The organism is Roseateles sp. P5_E8 (assembly GCF_054177665.1).
The window spans coordinates 25,736-47,161 of the sequence record NZ_JBGCUM010000009.1 but is presented as its reverse complement, the minus strand read 5'-3'; the positions used below and the strand labels follow the sequence as shown (position 1 = coordinate 47,161).

Sequence of the window (21,426 nt, the reverse complement as noted above, 5' to 3'; positions counted from 1 at the left end):
CAGATCAAGGCGGGCCGGAGATCCTAGTCCTGAGAACGTGTCGGCAAGGCCTGGCTGCTGACGCGCTGGCATCATGGCCGCATCGCCCCCCGAAAGCCCTCGCCATGAAGATCATTGCCCTCAGCGGTGCGCTGCGCCGCGCCTCCTACAACACCGCCCTGCTGCGCGCTGCCATCGAGTTGGCGCCGGAGGGCGTCACCATCGAGCTGCGCACGCTGCATGGCATCCCGCTGTATGACGGCGATGTCGAGGCGCAAGGCATCCCGGAGGCGGTCACGACGCTGCGCGAAGAGATCCGCGCCGCCGACGCGCTGCTGATCAGCACGCCCGAATACAACAACGCCATCCCCGGCGTACTGAAGAACGGGCTGGACTGGCTGTCCCGCCCCAGCGGCGAGGGCGCCAAGCTGTTCGGCGGCAAGCCCACCGGCCTGATCGGTGCCACGCCGGGCGGCTTTGGCACCGTGCAGTCGCAGGACGCGCTGCTGTCGGTGCTGCGTGCCTTCGGCAACGACTTCTGGATGGGCGGTCGGCTGATGGTGTCCCGGGCCGGCACGGTGTTCGACGCCGATGGCAAGCTCGTCGACGACAAGGTGCGCGAGCAGTTGCGGCAGTTCGTGCAGGGCTTCGTGGCCTTCGTGCAGAAGAGGGCGGCATGAGCTGCCTCGTCGAGCGCATCACCAGCCATGTCGGCGACGTCGGTGGCCTGCCCATCCAGCGCGCGCTGCCGAACAAGGCCCGCCGTGTCATCGGCGCCTGGTGCTTTGCCGACCACGCCGGCCCGGCCACGCTGCCACCCGAGAAGCGCATGAATGTCGGCCCGCATCCACACACGGGACTGGCGACCTTCAGCTGGATGATCGAAGGCGAGATCCTGCACCGCGACAGCCTGGGCTCAGAGCAGGTGCTGCGCGCCGGCCAGGTCAACCTGATGACGGCCGGCCACGGCATCTCGCACAGCGAGGAGTCGCTGAGTGACCGCATCCACCTGGCGCAGTTGTGGATCGCGCTGCCTGACGCCGAGCGGGAGCGGGCGCCGAGCTTCCAGCATTTCGCCGATCTGCCGCGTGCCGCGTTGGACGAGGGCTGGGACGCGACTGTGCTGATTGGCGAATTCGCTGGCCAGCGTTCGCCGGTGCCCAGCTTCACGCCGCTTCTGGGCGTCGACCTCGCCGCCGCCGGCCCGGCCTGCGCGACGCTGGCCCTGGACGCGGGCTTCGAACATGGCGTGATGCTGCTGGAAGGCGAAGTCGAGGTCAGCCCGGCCGGCCACGACGCGGTCGAGACGGTCACGCCCGGCACGCTGCTCTATGTCGGCGCGGGCTGCGCGTCCGTCGAGCTGCGCTGTGCGGCGTCGACACGCCTGCTGCTGCTCGGCGGCGAACCCTGGGCCCAGCCGCCGCTGCTCTGGTGGAACTTCGTTGGCCGCGAGCCGGCGGAGATGCAGGCCTGGGCAGAAGACTGGACACGCGAAGACGGTGGCCGCTTCGGCAGCGTGCAGGGCTACAAGGGACCGCGCATCCCCGTGCCGCCGGTGCCCGCCCTGCGCAAACCCTAGCCGGCGCGGGCGCTCTTCACGAGCGCCGCGATGCGCGGGCTGGTGTTGATGGCCACCAGGTCGATCTGCGGATTCGCCTTGGCGAACACCCGGAACAACTCGTCCGTGAAGCCGTGGCCCACGTCGGTCACGCCGTCGAAGTCGATCTCGGCGCGCTTGAAGGCCGCCAGCCGCGAGCCGACGCGGCGGGCAGCGGCGCGGGAATCCAGCGCCTGGCCTTCCGTCGTCAGCAGGCGCAGCTGCACGCGGGTCTGATCGAACTCGATGCCGTCGCCCTGGATGCTCCAGGCTTCCATGACGCCGTCCAGCGTGCGCGTCGTGTTCAGCGCGATGGCCATGTAGATGCTGCTGCCCTGGCGCGGCAGCGCGCGGCCCTTCTTCCAGCCGCTGCTTTCCCAGGCGCGCTTCTGGTAGGCGGTGTTGTTGGCGTGGATGTCGAAGACGTCGGCCAACTGGCTGCTGAAGAACAAGCCGCGGCCGGTGTGGGCGTCGGGTGCGCTGGTGAGGCGGCCCTTGCTCAGCTCCAGCATCGCGTGCCGCGTGTCTTCGAGCTGGAAGGCGGTGCAGATCTTGTCGAAGACGCCGCAGCCGTCGTCGCTGACCAGCAACTGCACGTGCGTGGGCGTCTGGCGCAGCGACACGGTGACGCTGCTGCCGCCGGAGTGGTCCGCCGCGTTGTTGACCAGTTCGGTGAAACCGTGCTGAACCATGCGCTCGACATGCCTGGGCAGTGCGAAGTGAGGCGCGAAGTCACGCTGCCATGGCAGGTCTTCCTGCAGGCCGTGCAGGGTGTAGCTGCGCGCCACCTGGCGCAGCGCACCGGGCGCAAAAACGGGGCGACGGCTGCTGCCCGAGCGCGCCAGCCAGCCGGCCTCCACCAGACGCTTCAGCGCGGCCATCGCGGCGCGGTGGCTGGCGCCGGTGCGTTCCTCGACATGGGTGGCCAGATCGTGCGAATGCTCGCTGGCAGCCGCCGTGATCCAGTTGGTGAGGTGGTCAAACACCAGTCTTGTCATGAATGAGCATTGTGCTGACTACTCTCAAGCGCGGGGGTGGGGCATGCCCGGGACTCCATAGAATCCCCGACAAGTTACGAAGCGGTTACGGCCTAGTGTCCGTACCGCAGTCGGCCCAGATTTCTCAACTCCACCGGGAATTTCCCATGCCTCTCGTTTCCATGCGTCAGTTGCTGGACCACGCCGCCGAAAACGGCTATGGCATCCCAGCCTTCAACGTCAACAACCTGGAGCAGGTGCAGGCCATCATGGCTGCGGCCGACGAGGTCGGCGCACCCGTCATCCTGCAGGCTTCCGCCGGCGCCCGCAAATACGCGGGCGAGCCCTTCATCAAGCACCTGATCCTGGCGGCCTGCGAGGCCTACCCGCACATCCCGCTGGTCATGCACCAGGACCACGGCACCAGCCCCAAGATCTGCGCCGGCGCCATCGACCTGGGCTTCGGCTCGGTGATGATGGACGGCTCGCTGATGGAAGACGGCAAGACGCCTGCCTCCTTTGAATACAACACGGAAGTGACGCGAAAGGTCGTCGAGATGGCGCACAAGGTGGGCGTCACCGTCGAGGGCGAGCTGGGCTGCCTGGGCAACCTGGAAACCGGTGAAGCCGGCGAGGAAGACGGCGTCGGCGCCGAGGGCAAGCTCGATCATTCCCAGATGCTGACCGACCCTGAGGAGGCTGCCACCTTCGTCAAGGCCACGCAGCTGGACGCGCTGGCGATTGCCATCGGCACCAGCCATGGCGCATACAAGTTCAGCCGCAAGCCCACAGGCGACATCCTGGCCATCGGCCGCGTGAAGGAGATCCACGCGCGCATCCCCAACACACACCTCGTAATGCACGGTTCGTCGTCCGTGCCGCAGGACCTGCTGGCCATCATCAACCAGTACGGCGGCAAGATGAAGGAGACCTTCGGTGTGCCCGTCGAGGAGATCCAGGAGGCCATCAAGCACGGCGTGCGCAAGATCAACATCGACACCGACATCCGCCTGGCGATGACGGGCGCAGTGCGCAAGTTCCTGGCCGAGAACCCCGACAAGTTCGATGCCCGCGAGTGGCTCAAGCCCGCCCGCGAGGCCGCCAAGGTCATCGCCAAGCAGCGCTACATGGAGTTCGGCTGCGAAGGTCAGGCCGGCAAGATCAAGGGCCGCACGCTGGTCGACATCGCCGGCGCCTATGCGCGTGGCGAGCTGGCGCAAAAGGTGCAGTGATCGATAGCTGCTTCACCTACGGCTCGCTGATGTGGGCCGACATCATGGCCCGCGTCTGCGGCTGCGTGCTGCCGTCGGAGGCCGCGCGGCTGCCGGGCCACCGACGCCACTCGGTGCAGGGTGAAGACTATCCCGGCCTGCGCCCCGCCGAAGGCGGCGTGGTGGAGGGCCGGCTGTACCGCGGCATAGCTGCGGCACAGTGGGCGCGGCTGGATGCCTTCGAAGGCGCGGACTATGAACGCGTGCCGGTCGCGGTCGAGCTTTCCGATGGGCGCGCCGAGACGGCCTGCGTCTATCGCTTCCGCGCTGAACTGGCCACGCGTCTGCTGCCCGGCGACTGGGATCCACAGCTGTTTGAGAGCGAGGGCCGCGAGCGCTTTCTGGCGCGCTACGCGGGCTTCACGCCACCCACTGCGGCCTGACGAACGTAGCAGTCAGCGAGGCGTTAGCAGGGCGCACAATCGTCCGACAGGGTGCCCCAAGTCAGGGCCCCAAGGAGGACAAGCATGGACGCGCTCACCAGCCTGGTGGCCCGCTCGGGTTTCCTGCCGCATGGCTACTGTTTCCAGTGGTCGCCCGGTCTGCTGTGGACCATGGTGGGCGCCGACGTCGCGATCGCGCTGGCCTACTTCTCCATCCCGGCGCTCATCCTCGCCTACGCGCGCCAGCGGCCGCAGCTGAATTTCGGCGGCCTGCCCGCGTTGTTCGGTACCTTCATCCTGGCCTGCGGCGCCACCCATGTGCTCGACGTCTGGACCATCTGGCGGCCCGACTACGGCGTGCAGGCCGCCGGCAAGGTGGTGACGGCCATCGCGTCGGTGCTGACCGCCTGGGTCGCCTGGCGCCTGCTGCCCAGCATCCTGGCCATCCCGTCGGCGCATGAGCACAGCGAGGCCCTGAACAAGCTGCGCGCCGAGGCCGGCCGCCGCCACGATGCCGAGGATGACCTGCTGGAGACCGAGCAGAGCCTGGCTGCCACGCTGGCCAGCATCGACGCCGGCTTCATCACGACCGACGGCGAAGGGCGCGTGACGCGCATCAACGCGGTGGCCGAGCAGCTGACCGGCTGGCCGGCCGCCGACGCGCTGGGGCGCGGCGTGTGGGAGGTGTTCGAGCGTGTCGACCGGCCGGCTGAGATGCGTGCTCGCAACCCGGTGGACGTGGTGGCCGAGCGCGAACGCGATGGGCTGCGCCGCCAGCAGGTCATCTGCATTGCGCGTGACGGCCGCCGCACGCCGGTCGAGCTGCATGCCGGCCTGACCCGCCGTGCCGACGGCCGCGCGCGTGGCGTCAGCATCGTCTTCCGCGACATCGGCGCGCTGACCCAGGCCGAGGCCGAGGTCAGGCGGCTGGCGGCGGTCGTCGAATCGTCGGCGGACGCCATCATCGTCAAGTCCAACGACGGGCTCATCACCAACTGGAACGCGTCGGCGGAGCGGATGTTCGGCTACAGCGCCGCCGAGGCCGTCGGCCAGTCCGTGCTGATGCTGGTGCCGCCCGAGCGCGAGGCCGAGGAGCAGCGCATCCTGGTCGAGCTGGCCCAGGGCCGCCAGGTGCCGCCGTTCCGCACCGTGCGGCTCACCAAGGACGGGCGGCGCATCGACATCTCGGCCCAGGTGTCGCCGTTACGTGACGCCACCGGCCAGGTCATCGGCGGCGTCAAGTCGGCCCGCGACCTGACCCACCAGCGCCAGATCGAGGTGGCGTTGCGGCAAAGCGAGGCGCGGCTGCGTTTCGCGCTCGAGTCCGCCTCGCTGGGCGACTGGGAGCTCGAACTCGACGGCGGCCGCGTGCACCGTTCGCGCCGCTTCGACCAGTGTTTCGGCCTGGATGCCGCCACGCCGGCCGACTGGGGCGGCGAGCAGATGCTGATGGCGGTGCAGGGCGAAGACCGCAGCAGCGTGCGCGCCGCGTTGGACGCGCTGCGTGAGCACGGCACGCCCTGGCATGCCGAGTTCCGCGTCCTCTGGGCCGATGCCAGCCTGCACTGGCTGCGCATGGATGCGCGGCTGGTGCGCGACGACAACGGGCCGGTGCGCGTGGTCGGCATCGTGGCCGAGGTCACGGCGGTGCGCACGGCCGAGCAGGCCCGCCAGCAGACGAGCTGGCTGGAAGCCGAGAACCGCCGCGTGCAGGAGTCGAGTCGGCTCAAGAGCCTGTTCCTGGCCAACATGTCCCACGAACTGCGCACGCCGCTCAACGCGGTCATCGGCTTCTCGGACCTGCTCGCCGCCGGGGCCATCCCCGCCGATTCGCCGCGTCACGCGGCGGCGCTGCAGCACATCTCCAGCAGCGGCCGCCACCTGCTGCAGATGATCAACGACGTGCTGGACCTGTCCAAGATCGAAGCCGGCAAGCTGACGTTCCGGCCCGAGAGGCTGGACCTGCCGGTGCTGGTGGACGAGCTGATGGCCACGGTGGCGTTGCTGGCCGAGCAGCGCGGCTTGACGCTGACGTCCAGCATCGCGCCCGAGCTGCACCATGTGCATGTGGATGCGGGTCGTCTCAAGCAGGTGCTGCTGAACTACCTGTCCAACGCCATCAAGTTCACCGAGCCCGGCGGCCGCATCGAGGTGCGCGCTGCGGGGGAGGGCCGGCAGCGCTGGCGGCTGGAGGTGCAGGACAGCGGCATCGGCATCCAGGCGGCCGACCTGGCGCGGCTCTTCGTCGAGTTCCAGCAGCTGGACGACGGCCTGACCAAGCGGCATCAGGGCACCGGCCTGGGCCTGTCGCTGACGCGCCGTCTCGTCGAGGCCCAGGGCGGGCGGGTCGGCGTCTACAGCAAACCCGGCGAGGGCAGCTGCTTTTACGCGGTGCTGCCGCGCCACGCCGTGTCACTTGACGCCGAGGGCGAGGCGGTGGATGCCGACGCCCGCCTGCTGGTCGCCTTGCGCGCCCACCCCTGGCGCGACCACCTCGCGCGCGAGCTGACCCATGCCGGCTTCGATACCGACACCGCCGCCAGTGCCGCCGAGGTCGTGCAGCTGACGCGGGTGCGCCATTACAGCGGCCTGGCGCTGGACCTGGCGCTGCCGGATTCACCCGGGCTGGCCATGCTGGCCGACCTGCGCGCCGCCGGGGCCTCCCGCGAATCCCCGGTCAAGGCGCTGGGCTTTGGCGGCGACACGTCTGCGGAAGTAGCCTTCCTGGTGGCCGACGTGCTGGCCAAGCCCCTGGACCACGCCGAACTGGCGCGCGTGCTGGCGCCGCTGCGGCCGGCGGGGGGCGCGGGTTTCACGGTGCTGGTCGTCGACGACGAGGCTTCGGCGCGTGACCTGATGTGCGAGGCCCTGGCGCAGGCGGGGGTCGATGCCGTCGCAATGCACAACGGGCCGGCCGCGCTGGCCTGGCTGGCCGGTCATGCGGCGTCGGCCGTCGTGCTGGACCTGATGATGCCCGGCATGGATGGCTTCCAGGTCTTGCACCGGCTGCGTGGCGACCCGGCGCAGGCGGGGCTGCCCGTGGTGATCTGGACCGCGATGACGCTGGCGCCCGAGGAGCTCGCGCGGCTTGCCGCCTCGGCGCAAGTGATTGCCGGCAAGGGCGACGCCGGTTCGCTGGTCCAGGTGCGGGACGCGCTGCTGCGCTGGGTTCGCGAGCAAGCCCGGGCGGTGCCGGCCCGCGAAGCCTGAAGTGAAAGTGAGCCCCTCGCCCAGCCTTGCGCCGCTGAACGCGGGCCAGCCCAGTCGGTCCCCCGCGGGGACGGCGATGCTCGCGGCATCGAGCCGCGAGCACATCGCCTACCGGGCCGGCTTGGGGCGGCCGGGCGCTCGGCCCGAAGACGCTTTCATGCGTCGCGGGTGTCGCGAATGCGGAATGGATAACTGAGATGAACCCACTCTGCATCCTGGTTGTGGATGACCACGAGGTCAATCTGCTGCTGGCCGAATGCGTGCTGGAAGCCGACGGCATGCAGGTGCTGCGTGCGTTGGATGCCGAAGCGGCCCGCGCGGTGCTGCGGGCGCGGCGGCCCGACCTCATCCTCTTGGACATCCAGCTGCCCGGCGTGGACGGCCTCAGCCTCGCACGGGAGTTCAAGGCCGACGCGCGGCTGGCCGGCGTGCCGGTCATCGCCTTCACCGCGCATGCCATGCAGGGCGACGAAGCGCGCTTCGTCGCCGCCGGTTTCGACGGCTATCTGGCCAAGCCCATCGAGGTGAGTCGCTTTGCGCGGCAGGTGCGGGACTTCGTCGCCTCCTAAAATCCACCGCCTTCCGCCCTAACCGCGCTCGCCGTAGCCGTTCGCCATGCCTCAAGCCCTGCTCCAGTCCTCCATCACGTCGCTGCCGCTGCTGGGCAGTGGCAAGGTGCGCGAGAACTACGCCGTCGGCGACGACCGCCTGCTGATGGTCGCCAGCGACCGCCTCTCGGCCTTTGACGTCATCATGGGTGAACCCATCCCGGGCAAGGGCGCGCTGCTGACGAAGATGGCTCTGTTCTGGTTCGACAAGCTGCAAGGCATCGTGCCCAACCACCTGACCGGCGAGGACCCGCTCTCCGTCGTCACGCCCGAGGAGGCCGAGCAACTGCGTGACCGCGCCATGCTCGTCAAGCGGCTCAAGCCCCTGCCCATCGAGGCCGTCGTGCGCGGCTATCTGGCCGGCAGCGGCTGGGCCGAGTACCAGCAGAGCGGCAGCGTCTGTGGCGTCGCACTACCGCCGGGCCTGCGCAATGCCGACAAGCTGCCCGCGCCAATCTTCACGCCTGCCACCAAGGCCGAGATGGGCGACCACGACGAGAACATCTCCTTCGCGCAGGCCGCAGCCATCGTCGGCACGGAGCTGGCCACGCGCGTGCGTGACATCTCCATCCAGCTCTATCAGCGCGCGGCGGACTTCGCGCTGAGCAAGGGCATCATCATTGCCGACACCAAGTTCGAGTTCGGCCTGGACGCCGATGGCACGCTGACGCTGATGGACGAGGTGCTGACGCCCGACTCCTCGCGCTACTGGCCGGTCGAGAGCTATGCGCCGGGCAGCAATCCGCCGAGCTACGACAAGCAGTTCGTGCGCGACTGGCTGGAGCAGGCCACCGTCGATGGCAAGCCCTGGGGCAAGACTGCGCCAGCACCGGCGCTGCCGTCCGAGGTGATCGCCAACACGGTGCAGAAGTACGAAGAAGCCTTGCAGCGTCTGACGGCATGAGCGCCGCGCAGGACTGCCTCAAGCAAGCTTGTTCCCGCTGGGCGGGCGTGAGCATGGGCATGCTGTGCTTGGCGAGGGCCTGGCCGCATCGGCCCGGCAAGTGCGCAGAGCGAAGGGCGCACCCGTGAACGTCAAGCTGCACAGCCGGCTGGCGCAAAGGCTGGACGGCGAAATCGCCGCAATGGCCGCCAACCCGGCGCGCTGCGCCGTGCTGCGAGTGCAGCGCGCCATCCTGTGGCTGCGCCATGGCCATGAGTCCGAGGCCCGCGAGGAATTGCAACGATTGCACGCCAGCGTCCTAGCCCATCCACGCATCGAACTGGCGGCTTGGCTGCATCTGGCGGAAGGGTTGGTGGCGTACTTTGGCGTATCTGGTGGTGACGGCCGCGACCGCGTGCGTCGTGCAAGCGTGATGGCTTCCGCCGCCCGGCTCCCGGTCCTACAGGTTTGGGCTGCCGCATGGCTGGCACAAATGGACTTCGTCGGCCGAGACATCGATGGTCTCATTCGTCACGCGAAGGCAACGTTCGCCCTGATAGCGCCTAGCGATCACTCCCCAGCCTACCGCGTCGCAACCGCCCTGGCCTCGGCCTGGGGCCTCGTCGTCGGGGAGGCAGCAGCTTCGCCGTGGTACGCCTGGGCTCGCCGGCAAGCCATCGCTGAGGGCGACGACGTGGGGCTAGTAGCGGTGGTTTACAACCAGACCCAGATGCGCGCTCTGCGTGTCCGCCACGCCGCGTTGACCGGCAGGGCCGGTGAAACGCCGGTGGCGCTGCTCAGTGTCGAATCCATCGGCAATTACGACGCCGCCCTTGGCGGCTCCGCCCGCGCCAACCTCACGCCGTTGCTGCACGCCCAGTTGCTTGTTGTGCAAGGCAACTTTGCCGAGGCGGCCGTCCTGCTCGAAGCCAATCTACCCGCTGCCACGGCCTCTGGTCTCGCGCGCGTCGGCTACAGCCTGCTGGCCGACCTGGCCTGGTGCTGGGTTAACACCGGCGAGTTGCAGCGCGCCCGCGCGTTGGCCGATCAGGCCGCCGTGGAGGTGCTGGCCGAGGACGCCTCCTACTGCGACCTCGACGAGTGCGCCGTGCTGCATGCTCGCCTTGGCCAGGTCTATGCCAAGCTGGGCGAAGACGCGCTCGCTGCCCGCGAAGCCGACGCGGCAACGGTGTCCTGGGCGCAGGACGCCGCCCAGCGTTGCCACTGGGCCGAGCGGCTGACCGCAGCCGGTCTGGCCACGCCACCGAAGTAATGTTGGCCCCTCGTCCAGTCTTGCCGCGCTGCACGCGGGCAAGCCTAGCCGGTCCCCAGGGGGACAGCGATGCGAGCGGCATTGAGCCGCCCGCACATCGCCATGGTGGGCCGGCTTGGGAGCGGCCCGGCGCTCGGCCCGAAGAAATCCGACAGCGCGCTTTGGGCGCGGGTTTTCGGGCTTTCCCGCAGCCATGGCTGCGTTACCCTCGCGCGCCATGACCGCCGCATCCGACGACGACTCCATCAACGCCTTGCCGCCCGGCACCCGCTTTGGCGAGCTGGAAATCCTCGGCACGCTCGGTGTCGGCGGTTTCGGCATCGTCTACCTCGCGCGCGACCACTCGCTGGAGCGCGAGGTCGCGATCAAGGAGTACATGCCCAGCCAGTTCGCGCAGCGCGACGGGCGCTCCCACGTCTCGGTGCGCTCCATGTCCATGCGCGACACCTTCGAGCTGGGCCGGCGCAGCTTCGTCAATGAGGCGCGCCTGCTGGCCCGCTTCGACCACCCCTCGCTGCTCAAGGTCTACCGCTTCTGGGAGGCCAACGGCACCGCCTACATGGCCATGCCGCGGCTGGTCGGCAAGAACCTGCGCGACGCCCGCAAGGCCCTGTCCACGCCGCCCCCCGAGGCCTGGGCGCGGCGCGTCTTCGATGCCGTGCTCGGCGGCCTGGAGGCGCTGCATGCCCAGAACGTCTGGCACCGCGACGTCGCGCCCGACAACATCTTCCTGCCTGCCGATGGCAGCGCACCCATCCTGCTGGACTTCGGCGCCGCCCGCCAGGCCATCGGCGACCGCACTCAGGTCTTCACGGCCATCCTCAAGCCCAGCTTCGCGCCCATCGAGCAATACGCCGAGGCCACCAGCCTGAAGCAGGGGCCCTGGACCGATTTCTATGCGCTGGCCGCCGTCATGCACGACCTGCTGACCGGCCGCCCGCCGCCGCCGTGCACCGCGCGTGCCATGGGCGACGAACTGGCACCGCTCGCCGTGCAAGGCTATTCGCCGTCCTTCCTCGCCGTGATGGACTGGGGCCTGCGCGTGCCGCCGCACCAGCGCCCACAAAGCGTGGCGGCCTGGCGCGAGGTCATCGACGGCCGCGCCAATGTGCCACTGCCGCAGGCCGCTTCCAAGCGCGCGGAACCCTCGCCGCCGGCCGCGCCCGATGCCGCCCTTGACATCGAGTTCATGGACACCGTGCAGGGCTCTCCCGAGGAGATGCTGCCTACCACCATCGTTCCCTCGGTGCATGTTGCGACCCCTCGCCGGCCCAAAACGCTGCTGCTGGCCGCCGCTGGCGTGCTGGCCCTCGCGCTGCTCGGCCTCTTCGTCGTGCAACTGCGCGACAACATAGCCAAGCACGCGCCGCCGCCCGTCGAGCCTGCCGCGTCGGCCGCCTCGGCGTCGGCGAGCGCGGCCGAACCTGCATCCGCGTCGTCCATGCCCGCCAGCGTGCCGGCTCTGGTAGAAGCCGCTTCAGCCGCTGCACCAATCGCGTCTGTCCCGCTGTCCAGGGTGACGACCGTGTCCGTCCCGGGTCCGCGTCCGTCGGCTGCGCCGGCAGCCTCCGCGCCGGCCCGGCGCGACGGCGCACTCAAGCCCATCGTTACCGAGAAGGCCGGGGACTTCCGCCCGGTGCCGCGCAGCCCCGTCTTCGCGGCGCCGGAGCCGGCCGCCTCGGCCGTCGCCACGCCCACACAGGCGGCACCCGCGTCAACCGCCGCCGCGCCTGAGCCCCGCACTGCCAGCGAAGCCTGCGGCGGCCGCGTGCTGCTGGCGCGTGCCTGGTGCATCGACCGGCAATGCGACAAGCCGCAGTTCCGCAACGATGCCGAGTGCGTGAAGCTGCGCGAGCTGCGCAACAGCAACGGCGGGGTGCCTTAGCCCTGGTGTGGATCGTGCGGGTCGTTCCGACCCGCGGTCGGCCTCAGAACAACGCCATCGACAGCTTGCGCCGGTACTGGTCGATCAGCGGGTCGCTCTGCACGACCGTGGCCTTGGCCGCAAGTTCCAGCGCGCCGCCCTTGGCCTCTGCCGCGGGCTTGGGGGCCGGCTTGGCGAGCAGTTCCAGGATGGCGACGTAGGTTTTTCGTGCGGCCTGGTCCATCCAGGCCTTGTCGCGCATGATGATTTCCAGCAACTCGTCCATGGCTTCGGTGAAACGCTGACCGGCCAAGTGGCTCTGGGCCAGCGCAAAGCGGGACTCGAAATCGCGCTTGTTGGCGCCTATGGCCGCTTGCAGCGTCGCCAGGTCGGCCGCGCTCGCGGCCTCGAAGGCGGTCAGCCAGATGGCCAGGGCTGCGAGGCGGGGCGAGGGCACCAGCGTGTCGGCGGCCTTGGCAGCAACCGGGGCGAAGGCCTCGCGGGCTTCGTCCACCAGCCCCAGCTCCAGCAGCGCCTTCACGTAGTCGAAGCGGGCCGCGTCGTTGGCCGGGTCGACCTGCACGGCCTGGGCCAGCTTGCCCAGGGTCGTCTCCAGGTCACCCTCGGCCATCAGGTCGTCGCTGGGGGCCTCGTCGGCAGCCAGTTCCTCGCCGGGCGGCACATGCTTGTCCAGGAACTCGCGGATCTGCGCTTCGGGAATGGCGCCGACGAAACCGTCCACTGGCTGCCCACCCGCAAACATCACGCAGAAGGGGATGCTGCGCACACCGAACATTTCGCTCAGCTGGGTGGCGATCTCGGGCACCTCGTCGCTGTTCAGCTTGGCCAGCGTGAAGCGGCCGGCGTAGGCGGTCTCCAGCTTCTCCAGGATGGGGCCGAGTGTGCGGCAGGGGCCGCACCAGGGCGCCCAGATGTCCAGCAGCACGGGCTGGCTCTGGGAGGCGACGATGAGTTCGGCTTGGAAGTTCTGGAGGTTGATGTCGATCATGGCGGACAGGAGATTGGGCCCAAGCGGGAGGTTGAGCCTCGGCTTCTACAATTCAAGGCTTTCCTGAGCCTCGGAGCGCGCTTTGTCCACGTCAGCCCCTTTGAACCCGGACGCCGTCATCGGCATCGTCATGGGCTCCAGCAGCGACTGGGAAACGATGAAGCAAGCGGCCGAGATTCTGACCGAGTTCGGTATCGGCTTCGACGCCCGGGTCGTGTCGGCCCACCGCATGCCCGACGAGATGTTCGCCTACGCCGAGGCGGCTTCCGGCCGGGGCCTGAAGGCCATCATCGCCGGCGCGGGCGGCGCCGCCCACCTGCCGGGCATGCTGGCGGCCAAGACAACGGTGCCGGTGCTGGGCGTGCCGGTGGCCAGCCGGCACCTGCAGGGCGTCGATTCCCTGCACTCCATCGTGCAGATGCCCAAGGGCATCCCGGTCGCGACGTTTGCCATCGGCAATGCCGGCGCGGCCAACGCGGCGCTGTTCGCGGTGGCCATGCTCGCCACCGGCGACGCGGCCTTGCTGGAGAAGCTGAACGCTTTCCGCGCCAAGCAGACCGCCGTTGCCCAGGCGATGACCGAGGACCTGCGTTGAGCGCCCTCCTTCCGGGCTCCGCAACCCTCGGAGTCCTCGGCGGCGGTCAACTCGGCCGCATGTTCGTCCACGCCGCCCAGGCCCTGGGCTATCGCTGCGTGGTGTTGGACCCGGACGCCATCAGCCCGGCCGGCGCCGTGGCCGAGAAGCATGTCAAGGCCGATTACCTGGATTCCTTCGGCCTGGCCCAGCTGGCGCGCGACTGCGACGCGATCACGACCGAGTTCGAGAACGTGCCGGCGCTGGCGCTGGAGACGCTGGCCGGCATGCGCGTTGTCGCGCCGTCGGGTGCGGCGGTGGCTGTCTGCCAGGACCGCGCCGTCGAGAAGGCGCATTTCGAGGCCGCCGGCGTGCCCTGTGCGCCACATGCCGTCATCACGAACGAGATCGAGCTGGCTGCCGTCAATCAGGCCCTGCTGCCCGGCATCCTGAAGACCAGCCGCATGGGCTACGACGGCAAGGGCCAGGTGCGTGTGGCCACCGCCGCCGAGCTGGCTGACGCCTGGCAAGGGCTGAGGCGCGTGCCCTGCGTGCTGGAACAACTGCTGCCGCTGAAGTTTGAGCTGAGCGTGCTGGTGGCGCGCGGCGCGGACGGGCAGATCGTCAACTACCCCATCCAGCAGAACCTGCACCGCGGCGGCATCCTGGCCGTCACCGAGGTGCCGGCGCCGGACGTGCCGGCCGAGGTGGAGGCGCTGGCCATCGGCGCCGCCCGCCAGGTGGCCGAGACGCTGGGCTATGTCGGCGTGCTGTGCATCGAGTTCTTCTGGCTGGAAGACGGCCGTCTGGTCGTCAACGAGATGGCGCCGCGCCCGCACAACTCCGGTCACTGGACCATGAACGGCGCCGATGTGTCGCAGTTCGAGTTGCAGGTGAGGGCGCTGGCCGGCCTGCCGCTGCCGATGCCGCGCCAGCATTCGGCGTCGGTCATGCTGAACCTGCTGGGCGACCTGTGGTTCAACGAAGACGGCGGCCCCACGCCGCCCGCCTGGGACCGCGTGCTGGCGCTGCCGGGCACGCATCTGCACCTCTACGGCAAGGCCGACGCGCGCCATGGCCGCAAGATGGGCCACTTGAACATCACGGCCGACACGCCGGAGGCCGCGCATGACGTCGCCGTGCGGGCCGCCGCCATCTTGGGTCTGCCGACCGACTTCTGATGCTCCTGCTGCCCGGCAACGATCCCGCCGCCATCCAGGCCGCCGCGCAGCGCCTGGCTGACGGCGAACTGCTGGGCCTGCCGACCGAGACGGTCTACGGCCTGGCCGCGCGGGCGGACCGGGATGACGCCGTTGCGAAGATCTTTGCCGCCAAGGGCCGGCCGAGCGACCACCCGCTGATCGTCCATGTGCTGGACGCCGCCGGGGCGGAGCCGTTCGCCGATCACCTGCCCGCCACCGCGCGCCGCCTGATGGATGCCTTCTGGCCCGGCCCCTTGACGGTCATCGTGCCTCGCCAGCCCGGCGTGGCCTCGGGCGCGGCGGGCGGGCACGCCACCATTGCGCTGCGTGCGCCGGCCCACCCGGTTGCGCGCGCCGTGCTGGCGGCGGCCCGGGCGCTGGGCGTCAGCGGCGTGGCCGCGCCGAGCGCCAACCGCTTCGGCCGCGTCAGTCCGACGCTGGCCCGCCATGTCGTCGAGGAATTCGGGCCCGCGCTGATGGTGCTGGACGGCGGCGCCTGCGAGGTGGGCATCGAGTCCAGCATCGTCGACTGCAGCCGCGAGCGACCGGCGCTGCTGCGCCCCGGCCTGCTGAGCCGTACCCGCATCGAGGCCGTGCTGGGCGAGCCGCTCGCCGAGCCCGACGCGGCCGCGCCCAAGGCCTCGGGCACGTTGGCCGCGCACTATGCGCCGAGCGCCCGCGTGCGTCTGCTGGATGCCGACAGCCTGGCTTTACGTCTGGCTACGGTGGCGGCCAGCGGGGGCCTGGAAGGGGTGGCGGTATATTCACGCGCCCAGCCGCCGGCCGGGCTGGCCTGTGATTGGCAGCCCCTGCCTGCCGACCCGGCGGCGGTGGCCCACGAGTTATTTGCGGTGCTGCGGACGCTGGACGCGGCCGGCGCCCGCGAAATCTGGGTCGAGGCGCCACCGCGCGACTCGGCCTGGGATGGTGTGCGAGACCGGCTCAGCCGGGCCGCCGCCGCCTTCACCGATTGAGTTTTCCTGTCCTGAGTTGATCGTCATGCAACGTGTTGTCTCCCAGAAACTGAAGCGCGGCCTCGTCATGGCCGCAGCGGCCGCGTTGATTGCCGGCTGTGGCGGTGGCGGCACCTCGCAGATCGAGCCCTTTGCGCCGACGCGCATCATTGCTTTCGGCGACGAGAGCGGCGCCATCCTGCAGAGCGGCAAGAAGTACACGATCAACGGCCTCAACGCCGACACGCGCCAGGTGGAATGCCGGGTCAACCCTGTCTACACGCAGGTGCTGGCCAGCGGCTTCAACTTCGTCTTCTCCCAGTGCAACACCGAATTCGTCGCGCTGCCCCAGGGTGTCATGTACGCGGCGGCCGGCGTCAAGGTGGCCGACGTGCGCGACAAGATCGACCAGCATCTGTCCAACGACCGCTTCGGTCCCAAGGACCTGGTGAGCATCATGGTCGGTGTGAACGACATCCTGGAGCTGTATCGCCAGTTCCCCGCCCAGAGCCGGGATTCGCTGATCAACGAGGCCAAGGCGCGCGGCAAGCTGCTGGCCGAGCAGGCCAACCGCATCGCCAATGCCAATGGCCGCGTGCTGGTGGCCACCATCTTCGACGTGGGCCTGACGCCCTTCGGCTGGAAAGAGCGGGAGCAGCAGACCGACATCGACCGCGCCGCCTTCCTGGACGAGCTCAGCGGAGCCTTCAACATCTCGTTGCGCCTGAACCTGCTGAACGACGGCCGCCTGATCGGCCTGGTGCTGGTGGATGAAACCATCCAGCAGATCGCCCGCTTCCCCGGCGCCTTCGGCTACTCCGACGTGACGACGGCGGCCTGCCGCAGCGAGATCGCGCCGCAGGACTGCACGACCGAAACGCTGAAGGCCGACGCCACGTCGACCTGGCTGTGGGCCGGCGACACGCTGCTGGGCCCGACCGCGCAGCAGCGCATCGGCGTGCTGGCGCTGACCCGCGCCAAGAACAACCCTTTCTAAGACTTTGCGGGACAGACCGATCGAGCGCAGCGAGTAGCTCTGTCCCCAACTGGCTAGAGAGCCTGCTCAGGCCGTCGTCGTGCGCAGCTCGCGGCGCAGGATCTTGCCGACGTTGCTCTTGGGCAGTTCGTCGCGGAACTCGATGAACTTGGGTCGCTTGTAGGCCGTCATCTGCCCGGCGCAGTAGCTGGCCAAGTCTTCCTCGGCCAGGGCCGGGTCGTTCTTGACGACGAACAGCTTGACCGCCTCGCCGGACTTGGCGTCCGGCACGCCGATGGCGGCGCACTCCAGCACACCGGGGTGCATGTTCACGACTTGCTCGATCTCGGTCGGGTAGACGTTGAAGCCGCTGACCAGGATCATGTCCTTCTTGCGGTCGACGATGCGCACATAGCCGCGCTCGTCCATGATGCCGATGTCACCGCTCTTGAAGAAGCCGTCGGCATACATGACGTTGGCGGTCTCGTCGGGACGCTTCCAGTAGCCGGCCATGACCTGCGGACCGCGGATGCAGATCTCGCCGCGCTCGCCCAGGGGCAGGTCTTGCCCATCGTCGTCGCGGATGGTGATCTCGGTGCCCGGGATGGGCAGGCCGATGCTGCCGTTGAAGACGCGCAGGTCCAGCGGGTTGATGGTCGCGGCCGGGGCGGTTTCGGACAGGCCGTAGCCCTCCACGACCGGGCAGCCGGTGACCTTGAGCCACTTCTCGGCCGTGGCCTGCTGCACGGCCATGCCGCCGCCGTTGGAGATGACGAGCTCGGAGAAGTCCAGCCGCGAGAAGCCCGGCTCGGCGGCCAGTGCGTTGAACAGCGTGTTGACGGCCGGGAAGATGTGGACCTTGTGGCCGCGCAGCGTCTCGATGAAGCCGGGGATGTCGCGCGGGTTGGGCACCAGGATGTTGAGGTGACCCATGCGCGCGCCGAGCATGAAGCAGGCCGTCAGCGCATAGATGTGATACAGCGGCAGCGCGCAGACGTTGGTGAACTGCACAAGGCCTTCGGCATGGCCGGGCACCTTGGCCAGCATGGGCTGGAACCAGGTCTCGACCTGCAGGATGTTGGCGACGATGTTCCGGTGCAGCAGCGTGGCGCCCTTGGACACGCCGGTCGTGCCGCCGGTGTACTGCAGGAAGGCGACGTCGTCGGGGCCCAGCTCGGGCTTCTTCAGGTGCAGGCGGTCGCCGTGGCTCAGGGCCTCGTTGAAGCGCACGACGGTGCGGCCCTCGCCGCCCTTGGACATGAGCTGCAGGCGGAACTCCGGCACCATCTTCTTCAGATGCCGCACGGCGAAGTTGATCAGCGGGCCCTTCCACCAGTTCAGCAGGTCACCCATGGAGGCGAGGATGACGTGGTGCACGTCGGTCGCGTCGATGACCTCGGCCAGCGTGTGGGCGAAGTTCTCGAGCACGATGATGGCGCGCGCGCCGGAGTCCTTGAGCTGATGCTCCAGCTCGCGCGGCGTGTACAGCGGGTTCACGTTCACGACGACGAAGCCCGCGCGCAGGATGGCCGCGATGGCCACGCCGTACTGAAGCAGGTTGGGCATCATGATGGCGACGCGGTCGCCGGGCTTGAGCCCCTGGGTCTGCAGCCAGGCGCCGAGTTGCGTCGACAGCCGGTCCATCTCGTCGAAGCGCATGCGCTGGCCCATGCAGATGGCCGCATCGCGCTTTGCGTGGGTGCGGAAGGCCTCGTTCAGCAGGTCCACCAGCGAGCGATAGGCGCCGGTGTCGACCTGCGCCGGCACGCCGGCCGGATAGCTGGCCAGCCAGGGCTTGGCGCGTGATGTCACTTGGGGGACTTCGGCAAGAACGGCGGTCATCGGAGTGGCCTCTTCGCGAGCTTTGCGTGAAGCCAATGATGGTGGGACTGCCGGTTACATCAAGCTAGGGGAGTTGCCCTAACGCGGACGCATCAGCTCGAAACAAAGCGAGTGCGAGTGCGTCTTCGCGGTGTCGCACAGTGGACAGGAACTCGCCCGCGCCACGCATCGCACGGAAGGTGTCGAAGCCGCTTTCGAGAAAGCTCTGCAGCGCGCCCAGGCCGGCCATCTGCGCCGGGCCGCGCATCAGCCGCAGCGACTGGCGCAGCAGCGGCCGGCGCGTGAGCTTGTCCAGCGATTCGCCCACGGCCATCGTCAGCGCGATCTGCTGCTGGCGCGCCTCGGGGTCGCCGCAGGCGCGCCAGGCGATGCCGTATTCCTGGGCGCTGATGTCGGGCGACATCAGGTGCTCGCCCATGCGGGTGTCCAGCCGTTCGGACAAGGCATGCAGGCGCGCCAGCTTGGCGACGGTGTCGACCACTTCCTGCGGAAACAGGCGGGTCAGCGCCGGCACGACGCGGGCGAACTGCGCATCGCGCTGGCGGTAGTCGCCGGGGCCGTAGAGCTCGTGCAGGAAGAAGCGCGTGGCGGCCTCGTAGCGCGGGTTGGCGAGCAGGTCGGCATAGGTCGCGGCGAAGCGCTTCTGCTGGTAGGCCTTGAGGGCCTGGACGCGCGCCGCCAGCTCGGGGTCGGCGGCGCGGCGGGCGCGCTCGGCGTCCACGGCGCGCAGTTCGGTCAGCAGGGATTCAGCGCTGAGGGCATCCATGAGTCGGGCAATTCTGCCTTCCTACACTGCGCCCATGAATGCGCGATTGCAGAGGATCTGGGTGTTGTTGCGGCTGGCCGTGGCGCTGGGCGTCGGCTGGCGCTTTGGCTGGGCCTGGGGGCTGTTGACGCTGGGCGTGCATGCCGCCGTGCTGGCGCTGGGCTTTGTGCAGCTGCGCTGGGTGAACCGGCCGGCGCCGGGCTGGGGTCAGCTCTTGCGCGCCTGGGGCCGCGAAGTCGTCGCCAGCGAGCTGGCCTTCTCCTGGCGCCAGCCTTGGCGTGAGTGGGCCGAGGCCGATCACCTGCCGGTGGGCGCGCAGACGGGCGTGCTGCTCGTGCACGGCTTTGCCTGCAACCGCGGGCGGTGGAACGGCTGGATGAAAAAGCTGCGCGCACAGGGCGTCGCCTTCGTCGCGCCGTCGCTGGAGCCGGCCTTCGGCAGCATCGACGACTACGCCGACGAGATCGAGCGCGGCGTGCGCCAGTTGGAAGTTGCGACCGGCCGCCCACCGGTGTTGGTCGCCCACAGCATGGGCGGCCTGGCGCTGCGGGCGTGGTGGCGCAAGCATGGCGCCGGGCACGAGGTGCCGCCGCGCGTCATCACGCTGGGATCGCCGCATGGCGGCACGCGCATGGCGCGCTTCGGGCAGGGGCACAACGCCAGGCAGATGCGCCTGCGCAGTCCCTGGGTGACCGAGCTGTCGCTGCTGACCGACGTGGATTGCTTTTGGACGCCATGCGACCAGATCGTCAACCCGGCCGAGACGGCCATCCTGCCGGGCTCACGCGCGCACCGCGTGGATGGCGTCGGCCATATGGGCCTCGTCCACTCGGACGAGGCGTGGAGATGTCTTCAAGAGGCCTTGGCGGGTTCATCCTTGAGCACCCCGCGGCGGATCTGATCCAGCTCGATGCTCTCGAACAGCGCCTTGAAGTTGCCCTCGCCGAAGCCCTCGTTGCCCTTGCGCTGGATCAGCTCGAAGAAGATCGGACCGATCACTTCCTTGGTGAAGATCTGCAGCAGCAGTTCGTCGTCCACGCCCATGTGCGTGGCGCCGTCGATGAGGATGCGCAAGCGCCGCAGCTCGGCCAGGTTCTCTCCGTGGCCCGGCAGGCGCTTGTCGATCAGGTCAAAGTAGGTCTCGATCGTGTCCTGGAACACCACACCGCCGTTCTTCATGCCCTCGACCGTGCCGTAGATGTCGGTCGTGCCCAGCGCCACGTGCTGGATACCCTCGCCGTGGTACAGGTCCAGGTACTCGGCGATCTGGCTCTTGTCGTCGCTGCTCTCGTTGATCGGGATGCGGATCTTGCCGCAGGGGCTGGTCATGGCCTTGCTCTTCAGGCCGGTCAGCTTGCCTTCGATGTCGAAGTAGCGCACTTCGCGGAAGTCGAAGAAGCGCTCGTAGAACTCCGACCATTCCTTCATGCGGCCGCGGAAGACGTTGTGCGTCAGGTGGTCGATCTCGGTCAGGCCGTGGCCGACCGGGTTGGGGTCGACCGGCTGGCCTTGCGCGTCCAGCACGGGCACGAAGTCGACGTCGTAGATGGAGATGTTGCCGATTGCGCCGGCGGCCGCGCCGCCCTTGCCCTGCCAGCGGTCAACGAAGTAAATCAGCGAGTCGCCGATGCCTTTGATGGCCGGGATGTTCAGCTCCATCGGCCCGGCCTTGTTGTCGAAGCCCCAGGCGCCCAGCTCCAGCGCGCGCTTGTAGGCGTGGCCGGCGTCCTGCACGCGAAAGGCAATCGCGCAGATCGACGGGCCGTGCAGGCGCGCGAAGCGCTGCGCGAAGGAGTCGGTCTCGGCGTTGATGATGAAGTTGACGCCGCCCTGGCGGTAGAGCGTCACGTTCTTGTGGCGGTGGCGGGCCACGGCCTGGAAGCCCATGGTCTGGAACAGCGCGCCCAGGCCGGCCGGGTCGGGCGCCGCGAACTCGATGAACTCGAAACCGTCGGTGCCCATGGGGTTGTCCCAAGGAGTGAACTTGGCCATCGTGACCTCGCGCGGAGAAGCTGTTGAAGCTGAAAATTCTGCGGCGCGGACCGCGCAGGTTTTATGC

The 21,426-nt window shown here is 69.1% G+C and carries 19 protein-coding genes; 14 read left to right on the top strand and 5 right to left on the bottom strand.

Annotated elements, in window-relative coordinates; all coding sequences use genetic code 11:
* Positions 1-104: 104 nt before the first annotated feature.
* Both ACXRVZ_RS07520 and ACXRVZ_RS07515 read left to right on the top strand, forming a co-directional pair.
* Entirely contained in the window at positions 105-659 is a 555-nt protein-coding gene (locus ACXRVZ_RS07520) for an NADPH-dependent FMN reductase (protein WP_457421790.1), read from the top strand.
* Positions 656-1,558 carry a pirin family protein gene (locus tag ACXRVZ_RS07515; protein WP_457421788.1) on the top strand — a complete coding sequence of 301 codons (903 nt, stop codon included), beginning with the start codon at positions 656-658 and terminating at the stop codon, positions 1,556-1,558. Before ACXRVZ_RS07520 ends, ACXRVZ_RS07515 begins: the two co-directional genes overlap by 4 nt.
* Here the strand turns inward: ACXRVZ_RS07515 and ACXRVZ_RS07510 are convergent.
* Entirely contained in the window at positions 1,555-2,562 is a 1,008-nt protein-coding gene (locus ACXRVZ_RS07510) for an STAS-like domain-containing protein (protein WP_457421786.1), read from the bottom strand. The genes ACXRVZ_RS07515 and ACXRVZ_RS07510 overlap by 4 nt on opposite strands.
* 158 nt (positions 2,563-2,720) lie before the next feature.
* On the opposite strand from ACXRVZ_RS07510, the gene fba reads away from it, so the two are divergent.
* The 7 genes from fba to ACXRVZ_RS07475 all read left to right on the top strand — a co-directional run bounded on the left by fba (position 2,721) and on the right by ACXRVZ_RS07475 (position 12,066).
* Positions 2,721-3,785, top strand: coding sequence for a class II fructose-bisphosphate aldolase (fba, locus tag ACXRVZ_RS07505; protein WP_457421784.1), 1,065 nt, complete (start codon positions 2,721-2,723; stop codon positions 3,783-3,785).
* Positions 3,782-4,207 (top strand): gamma-glutamylcyclotransferase family protein, encoded by a 426-nt coding sequence (locus ACXRVZ_RS07500; protein ID WP_457421782.1) that lies wholly within the window; start codon positions 3,782-3,784, stop codon positions 4,205-4,207. The genes fba and ACXRVZ_RS07500 overlap by 4 nt, the downstream gene beginning before the upstream one ends.
* Before the next feature lie 84 nt (positions 4,208-4,291).
* The gene (locus ACXRVZ_RS07495; RefSeq protein WP_457421780.1) at positions 4,292-7,417 is read left to right on the top strand and encodes a PAS domain S-box protein; all 3,126 of its coding nucleotides are present in this window, start codon (positions 4,292-4,294) and stop codon (positions 7,415-7,417) included.
* A gap of 197 nt (positions 7,418-7,614) precedes the next feature.
* Positions 7,615-7,986, top strand: coding sequence for a response regulator (locus ACXRVZ_RS07490; RefSeq protein ID WP_457421778.1), 372 nt, complete (start codon positions 7,615-7,617; stop codon positions 7,984-7,986).
* Between the two features lie 46 nt (positions 7,987-8,032).
* A complete protein-coding gene (locus ACXRVZ_RS07485; protein ID WP_457421776.1) occupies positions 8,033-8,929 on the top strand; it encodes a phosphoribosylaminoimidazolesuccinocarboxamide synthase in 897 nt (298 codons plus the stop codon).
* Between the two features lie 124 nt (positions 8,930-9,053).
* Complete coding sequence (locus tag ACXRVZ_RS07480; protein ID WP_457421774.1) at positions 9,054-10,181, top strand: hypothetical protein; 1,128 nt, start codon at positions 9,054-9,056, stop codon at positions 10,179-10,181.
* Positions 10,182-10,398: 217 nt separating this feature from the next.
* Positions 10,399-12,066, top strand: a complete 1,668-nt coding sequence (locus ACXRVZ_RS07475; RefSeq protein ID WP_457421772.1) for a serine/threonine protein kinase — start codon at positions 10,399-10,401, stop codon at positions 12,064-12,066.
* 43 nt (positions 12,067-12,109) lie between these two features.
* Here ACXRVZ_RS07475 and ACXRVZ_RS07470 read toward each other — a convergent pair whose 3' ends face one another.
* Positions 12,110-13,054, bottom strand: a complete 945-nt coding sequence (locus ACXRVZ_RS07470) for a tetratricopeptide repeat protein (protein ID WP_457421770.1) — start codon at positions 13,052-13,054, stop codon at positions 12,110-12,112.
* A gap of 130 nt (positions 13,055-13,184) precedes the next feature.
* On the opposite strand from ACXRVZ_RS07470, the gene purE reads away from it, so the two are divergent.
* From purE to ACXRVZ_RS07450, 4 genes are read left to right on the top strand one after another with little or no spacing between them, the layout of a single operon-like run.
* Positions 13,185-13,649: a 5-(carboxyamino)imidazole ribonucleotide mutase gene (gene purE, locus ACXRVZ_RS07465; protein WP_457421914.1), complete on the top strand. Its 465-nt coding sequence runs from the start codon at positions 13,185-13,187 to the stop codon at positions 13,647-13,649.
* The gene (locus tag ACXRVZ_RS07460; RefSeq protein WP_457421768.1) at positions 13,646-14,809 is read left to right on the top strand and encodes a 5-(carboxyamino)imidazole ribonucleotide synthase; all 1,164 of its coding nucleotides are present in this window, start codon (positions 13,646-13,648) and stop codon (positions 14,807-14,809) included. Before purE ends, ACXRVZ_RS07460 begins: the two co-directional genes overlap by 4 nt.
* On the top strand, positions 14,809-15,804 hold the full coding sequence (locus tag ACXRVZ_RS07455; protein ID WP_457421766.1) for an L-threonylcarbamoyladenylate synthase: 996 nt from the start codon (positions 14,809-14,811) through the stop codon (positions 15,802-15,804). Before ACXRVZ_RS07460 ends, ACXRVZ_RS07455 begins: the two co-directional genes overlap by 1 nt.
* 25 nt (positions 15,805-15,829) lie before the next feature.
* The gene (locus ACXRVZ_RS07450) at positions 15,830-16,780 is read left to right on the top strand and encodes an SGNH/GDSL hydrolase family protein (RefSeq protein ID WP_457421764.1); all 951 of its coding nucleotides are present in this window, start codon (positions 15,830-15,832) and stop codon (positions 16,778-16,780) included.
* 66 nt (positions 16,781-16,846) lie between these two features.
* Here ACXRVZ_RS07450 and ACXRVZ_RS07445 read toward each other — a convergent pair whose 3' ends face one another.
* Together ACXRVZ_RS07445 and ACXRVZ_RS07440 are read right to left on the bottom strand one after the other, a co-directional pair.
* The gene (locus ACXRVZ_RS07445; RefSeq protein ID WP_457421762.1) at positions 16,847-18,601 is read right to left on the bottom strand and encodes a long-chain-fatty-acid--CoA ligase; all 1,755 of its coding nucleotides are present in this window, start codon (positions 18,599-18,601) and stop codon (positions 16,847-16,849) included.
* 64 nt (positions 18,602-18,665) lie between these two features.
* The gene (locus ACXRVZ_RS07440; RefSeq protein WP_457421760.1) at positions 18,666-19,367 is read right to left on the bottom strand and encodes an FFLEELY motif protein; all 702 of its coding nucleotides are present in this window, start codon (positions 19,365-19,367) and stop codon (positions 18,666-18,668) included.
* Positions 19,368-19,401: 34 nt separating this feature from the next.
* Here ACXRVZ_RS07440 and ACXRVZ_RS07435 point away from each other — a divergent pair, with 34 nt between their 5' ends.
* Positions 19,402-20,268, top strand: a complete 867-nt coding sequence (locus tag ACXRVZ_RS07435; RefSeq protein WP_457421758.1) for an esterase/lipase family protein — start codon at positions 19,402-19,404, stop codon at positions 20,266-20,268.
* On the opposite strand, the gene hppD is transcribed toward ACXRVZ_RS07435, so the two are convergent.
* Entirely contained in the window at positions 20,220-21,359 is a 1,140-nt protein-coding gene (gene hppD, locus ACXRVZ_RS07430; protein WP_457421756.1) for a 4-hydroxyphenylpyruvate dioxygenase, read from the bottom strand. The genes ACXRVZ_RS07435 and hppD overlap by 49 nt on opposite strands.
* Positions 21,360-21,426 lie beyond the last annotated feature (67 nt).